This window comes from Caballeronia sp. (assembly GCF_049581465.1).
Classification (GTDB): domain Bacteria; phylum Pseudomonadota; class Gammaproteobacteria; order Burkholderiales; family Burkholderiaceae; genus Caballeronia.
The window spans coordinates 1-1,648 of the sequence record NZ_JBAUSA010000950.1 but is presented as its reverse complement, the minus strand read 5'-3'; the positions used below and the strand labels follow the sequence as shown (position 1 = coordinate 1,648).

Sequence of the window (1,648 nt, the reverse complement as noted above, 5' to 3'; positions counted from 1 at the left end):
TGCTTATTTCTGTTAGCCCCTATCCGGGGCGGGACTTCATTTCTTTGCAAACGCGCAAAGAAACGAAGCAAAGAAACGCGTTTTAAACCGCCAATTTTTTCAGTGTCGTCGTTGCCCATTTTAGGTTTTTGGCACGAACGTAGCGCGGCCCTCACGCATCAACCCGCAGTCGAACACCCCCCTCAAGCACCAACCGCGCGCACTCGCTTCGCCTCGACGGCCCCAACCCTTAAACCCTTAATATCGCCAGCGGCGATTCGGTTCCTAAACCCATTGGCGCTTACCAGCGCAGCAGGCGCGGCCCCAGTAAAGCGCCCACCATCGTCGGTACCAGCATCCCGAGCAGATACCAGGCGCCCCAGAACGCTACGCCCATTTCCGGGCAATGCAGGCAGTAGGCGAGCGTCGCCGTCGATCCCGCCAGCAATCCGCCAGCCGCGCCGGTCAAGGCGAGACGCGTGGGCGCGAGGCCCCTCAGGGCCCAGAACACGGCGATGAACCCGGGCACCGAGAGCATCGAAATGTAGAAGGGACATCCGCGCCAAGTCTTGCCGAGAATCATCGGCAGACGTTCGTCTGCGGGTACCGTGGTCAGCAAATAGGACGCCGCGATCCAGACGGCGGCAACCGGTAAGCCAACCAGCACCCACCTTTTGCCGGCCGCCACGCCGGGCCTTGCCAGCCGTGTTGATACGAGCAGCGAACCTATCATCAGACACAAAGGCAGAGCGACCTTTGCCCAGAACAATGGCGTAGTGGCGACCTGGGCGAGATCGGGCCGGATGCCGAAAACGCCAGCCACCATCACGGTGGTTGCCGCCACGCCGATCAGCAGGGCGATGCAAAACCGTCTGGCGAGCGTGGCCTGGCTGACTGGCGTCACGCCAGTCGCTAACAGGGAAATGAAGTCATCCGTTTTCATCGCGTTCCTCGAATCTTTGCGGCCAGCGCCTTCAGTCCGCGATGCACGCCAATCTTGACTGCGGATTCCGATAGCCCCGTCATCCGTGCGGTCTCTGCGACAGACATACCTTCCAGCTTCACGTGCACGATGGGCAGCCGTTGCCGATCTGGCAATTGTTCGAGCAGCTTGCCCAGGTCGCGCTTTGCCTCCGCGGGTTCCAGTTCCGGCGCGGCGAGCAGTTCGAAATCGTCGTCGAGCGGATCGTTCAGCGCGTCATGGCGCGAGCGGGCGCGAAAGTAATCCGTCAGCTTGTAGCGCGCGATTGCGTGAACCCATGCGGTCAGCGGCTGGTCCGTGCGATAGGTTTGCCTTCCGTTGTGCACGGCCAGCAGCACTTCCTGAACGAGATCTTCGACGTCACCGGGTTGTTGTAGGAGCCGCCGTTTGAGAAAGCCGCGAAGATGCGCGCTCAATTCGCCGAGGAACTTCCGATAAGCTGCTTCGTCGCCGGTCATGCCGGCTAGCAGGAGCCCTTGCAGGCGCTTCTCCCGTTCATGTAGTGCCGCGTAATCGGTAGTTCGATCCATCGGTTACTCTGGTTACAGGAGAAGGAAATTTAATTTGCGCGAATTCTAACCTAGGGTTGCTGGCCGCAGGGCTGTGGGGGTTTAGGCGGTGCTGCTAGCGGCGAGTGTGAGGGGTGCTGCTCGCGGAGAGTGTGGGGTTAGCATTGAGTCCTTCTGC

The 1,648-nt window shown here is 60.6% G+C and carries 2 protein-coding genes; both read right to left on the bottom strand.

All coding sequences use genetic code 11. The features are described 5' to 3' along the window. Nucleotides 1–280 precede the first annotated feature (280 nt). On the bottom strand, nt 281–922 hold the full coding sequence (locus WCA53_RS23295; protein ID WP_423916022.1) for a DUF1109 domain-containing protein: 642 nt from the start codon (nt 920–922) through the stop codon (nt 281–283). Then, the gene (locus WCA53_RS23290) at nt 919–1,491 is read right to left on the bottom strand and encodes a sigma-70 family RNA polymerase sigma factor (RefSeq protein ID WP_423916020.1); all 573 of its coding nucleotides are present in this window, start codon (nt 1,489–1,491) and stop codon (nt 919–921) included. Before WCA53_RS23290 ends, WCA53_RS23295 begins: the two co-directional genes overlap by 4 nt. Between the last annotated feature and the right edge of the window lie 157 nt (nt 1,492–1,648).

Bases quoted from the DNA above. Each gene is read 5' to 3' on its own strand.
- WCA53_RS23295 (WP_423916022.1), bottom strand. From the start codon at position 922: ATGAAAACGGATGACTTCATTTCCCTGTTAGCGACTGGCGTGACGCCA.
- WCA53_RS23290 (WP_423916020.1), bottom strand. From the start codon at position 1,491: ATGGATCGAACTACCGATTACGCGGCACTACATGAACGGGAGAAGCGC.